Below are 3,799 nucleotides of genomic sequence, written 5' to 3'. Positions count from 1 at the left end.
GAGGGGGATGAGCGGGAGTTTTATGCGAGGCTCCTCTCGAAATTCCGGTGAATTTTTATACTGGCGGTGCAATTTATGTCTCATGGACGTCTCTTATCACCTGGAGATCTGGCAGATCGCCGCCATATGCCTCCTGATGCTGCCGATCTTCTTCATCGCCAACTACGTCATCGTGAAGAGGATGGTCCAGGAGAGGAGGAGCCAGGAGGAGAGGGTGGAGCGGTTCATCGCCGCCGGTGTCGCCAGGGACATGAAGCCCGAGAACAGGTTCAAGAAGAGGCCGCGAAGGAGATTTTGAAGGATCGAATCCGGCATCTCTCCCGCCTTCTCAAAGAAAGAGAGCGGCTTTGACCGGGGCATTTTTCTTTGGATCCGCCTCCCGGTAGAGAGCGGCAGGTAAGATCTTCTGCCGCTCCAGACGGCTCTGTTTCGGGAGTTATCTTCGCCGAGAAGCTCCTGCCAATATTATGGGAAACCTCTTTATAGTATAAACAAAGGAGTTATCGGCGGGGTGTGTACTTAAATGAGCGATAAGACGGAGCAGTTGAAAGAGCTGTTCTTGAAGATCTCAAGCAGCACCAAAGTGGTCGAGAAGCAGGCCACGCTACATGGCGATCTCAAAGGAAGTGAAGAGATCGAACACAAGCTTCGGGTGGTTGTATCCGATATGTGCAGGCGATACAACATACAGACCAAGCTCACCCCAGAGCAGCTGGCCACGGTGGTGAGGCTATTTTATAAGGGGCTAAGCGATACCGAGATCGCCGAGGAGCTGGGAGATCGAGCGCTCAACAAGACCGTTAGCCGTGCCAGGATCAAGCTCCATCTGTTCCGAGAAGCAGACCTGAAGCCGCCCTTCGAAAAGCAGGAGTTCTTGAAGCTGGCCAATGCCGAACTCTCGGTGAAGGAGATGAGCGAAAGGCTGGGGGTGGCCCCCTCCACCATCAGCGAGTACAAGAACATCTTTGGGTGTCAGGCGGCCGCCGAGAGGGATGGGTATACCAAGCGCTTTGAGGAGATCATCTCCGACCAGGACGTCTCAGAGAGGATGGTCACCCACATCTCCAAAGACGGGCTCCAGGACACCATGGATACCGACTACGAGACCGCAGAGGCTTGAGGGGGTGGCTGCCTCAGTCCGGGGAAGGCGGCTCCTCCAAGCCCTTTAAAGATCCACTCCAACACATAATTTTGAAGATCCCAGCAATCCTCATCCATTTCAGACTCGATCCGCCTCGTAGGCCCCCGATAGCTCTAACAGATCGCTGTCCCGATAGTAAAACTCGCCCCGGATCTTGTCATCCTTTATTGCGACTCCGTCGGTAAAGGATATGGTTGTCAGGGGGTTGCTCCCGTCTGCGCCTTTTATGGCCAGGTAGAAGGCTTTGATCTCGTCGCCATCGACGGTCCCGAAGATGATCCCGCTGTATTCGTCCCCGGATGGGAGGATCTCTACCGAATAAGACCCGATGATCTCGCTTCCGACCTGCAGTATGTTGGCGGTCATCACCTCTTCAATCAGACCGAAGTTGTAGCGCGACTCCCAGGTGCCGGTGACGTCGACGTTGCTGAGGGCGGCACATGGATGGATCAGGGAGGCCAAGACAAGGGCTATTATTGACCATCTGGCGGTTTTCATCTCCATCTCTCCATACCTCTCTGTGGTGGAGGTCTTGATTCGTATTAATAGTTAATCTCGACCGAGCGGCAGCCATCGAAGATCGGCAGCTGAACGAGGTCAGAAATAGAGGAGGATGAGAAATGTTGCGAGCATCCATTCACCCTCCACCAAAAAGTCCAGCACTAGGGGATCTCTGCTCTTCATGAAATAGAGTATGTAGGCGTATCCGTAGACGATGAGGATCACCGTAAACAGCTTAACTTCACCTTGCATAAACGCCGGTATAAAAAGGAGAGTGCTGTTGACGGCCATGAGGAGCGCTGTCGTCCTCCCGGTCCCAAGGATCACGGGAATCGTCCTGACGCCGTTCTGCCTGTCGCCCTCGACATCCCTCATATCGTAGAGCGCTGTGTCCACAAAGGTCTTCACAAAGATGAAGTATCCGACGATGGCGATCTTGAACGGCTCCAGGCATCCCGCGCTCATAGCGGGCAAGAGGGTCGTGATCAGAGCCCAGGTCGATGCCACCACCAAGTTCTTCATCACCGGGATGTCCTTGAGCCGGGGGACTCCCGGCAAAAGCTTCGTGCCGTAAAAGGCGTTGGCGATTATGGGGGTCAGGACTATGGGGAGCGCCGTCGGCGTGCTCGCCAGAGTCAAGAGGGCCGCCAGCCCGTACGCAGCCAGGGAAGAGGAGAGGACGAGTCTTTTGCGTCCGTAAAGAAAGCTCCTCCTCTGAGGCATGTTGATTATGTCTTTGTCCAGATCGGCGATCTTGTCGAGGCTGTAGACGGAGAAAGCGATCAAAAAAACTATCGCACATGTCAGCATCCCGGGGGGCTCTCCCAGCAGAGTGTACCCGACATAGGTCTTGAAAAAGCCAGTACCCCCGATGAAGAGAGAACTTACCGACAAGAACGTAAATATTCTGTTTAGAACATTACCAAGATCCGATCCATATGTGCAGTAAGATCCATTCAAGATACAACACCCAGAGAACAATAGTACTAACAGACACTCATAATCTTGTCGACATAATAGCATTTTAATATTTTTTTTTAAAAATTATATCAGTCTACAAACAATAGCCAATAGCTTGCAGTTCTGAAATGGATATGACAGATTATTAATATTGACTTTTTTTAGTCTGAGATCTAGAACTCTTCCCAAAATCAAAATTGAGTGGTCGATCACGAGTATATGTTCTATATGTCAGCACCGTCTGTAAGGGTGCTGAAATTTTGCGTTATACCATCAGCGTTCATAGTTATTAACAATATTCTCAACCTCAAATTCATCATACGATCATAGCAGAAGATTAGAAAGGGGGTACAAAAATGGGACCGAGACGGCATCAGATCGACCCGATTCGATCCGATTTGGCCAAGTAATGATCGAAGAGCTCATTTCCCCAGCTGATGGCCGCCCCTCCAATACAGTTCAGGTCCTTCCCTACATCGTAGCCTCCATCGAGCCTGAACAGTCCCAAAGAGAAGATTGAGTCGGTGACGGTGAACGCTGCAGCGACGTCCATATTGATCCTGTACAGCCTGAAGTTATCAGCTTCCAATAGCTGCTTTAAGAGATCGGTATGCTGCCGGATAACGATATCCAATATCGACTTCGTCAGTATCAGGTCGACCTCGGCCCCGTCCATGACGGCGATCGCCACCGCCTCGGGGTAGCCGGGTATTATGATGGGGGAGAGTCCGCGGATCGCCTTTGCCCCCCTGAGCTCCGAGATGAAGAACTCCTGGGTTCTGAGGATGTCTGCCGGATCTCCTTCGAGGATCTCGGACCTGCTCAGCATCCCTATCCTGGTCAAAAGGGTCTCGGGTATCGCGCTTATGTCGTGGGTAAGCCAGAAGTCATGGTACTTCTCCATGACCAGGACGAAATCCATCATCTCGGTGAGCATGTAGGCCTGCATCTTGCCCAGGTTGGTCAGAGCATAGCCTTGATCAGCTCGAGCTACGATCTCTGAATCGGACATCTCCTTTATGGCATGCAGGATCGTCGTATTTCTGATGCCCGCCTCCTTCTCCAGATCGCTGGTGCTCTTGGCGCCATCTCTCAGGCAAAGGAGGATTTTAGTTCGCACCTTGGAGCGCGTGAAGGATTTTAGCGACGCTTCAGCCACGTCGTATAGATCACATCTCGACATATCTCGTCAGCCTC

General features: G+C 52.1%; 5 protein-coding genes. 2 read left to right on the top strand and 3 right to left on the bottom strand.

The features are described from left to right. The first annotated feature begins 82 nt into the window (after positions 1-82). Complete coding sequence (locus ACP5EL_RS08210; RefSeq protein WP_428402026.1) at positions 83-298, top strand: hypothetical protein; 216 nt, start codon at positions 83-85, stop codon at positions 296-298. Between the two features lie 225 nt (positions 299-523). After that, complete coding sequence (locus ACP5EL_RS08205; RefSeq protein WP_428402025.1) at positions 524-1,120, top strand: DNA-binding response regulator; 597 nt, start codon at positions 524-526, stop codon at positions 1,118-1,120. Positions 1,121-1,219: 99 nt separating this feature from the next. On the opposite strand, the gene ACP5EL_RS08200 is transcribed toward ACP5EL_RS08205, so the two are convergent. The 3 genes from ACP5EL_RS08200 to ACP5EL_RS08190 form a co-directional block, all read right to left on the bottom strand. Beyond that, the gene (locus ACP5EL_RS08200) at positions 1,220-1,645 is read right to left on the bottom strand and encodes a hypothetical protein (protein ID WP_428402024.1); all 426 of its coding nucleotides are present in this window, start codon (positions 1,643-1,645) and stop codon (positions 1,220-1,222) included. 93 nt (positions 1,646-1,738) lie between these two features. Then, a complete protein-coding gene (locus ACP5EL_RS08195; protein WP_428402023.1) occupies positions 1,739-2,452 on the bottom strand; it encodes a UbiA family prenyltransferase in 714 nt (237 codons plus the stop codon). A 523-nt stretch (positions 2,453-2,975) separates the two neighbouring features. Further along, a complete protein-coding gene (locus tag ACP5EL_RS08190) occupies positions 2,976-3,785 on the bottom strand; it encodes a helix-turn-helix transcriptional regulator (RefSeq protein ID WP_428402022.1) in 810 nt (269 codons plus the stop codon). Positions 3,786-3,799 lie beyond the last annotated feature (14 nt).

The sequence above is a fragment of the Methanocrinis sp. genome (assembly GCF_049974945.1).
In the GTDB taxonomy this organism is placed as follows: domain Archaea; phylum Halobacteriota; class Methanosarcinia; order Methanotrichales; family Methanotrichaceae; genus Methanocrinis.
This window is presented reverse-complemented; position numbering and strand designations above follow the sequence as displayed.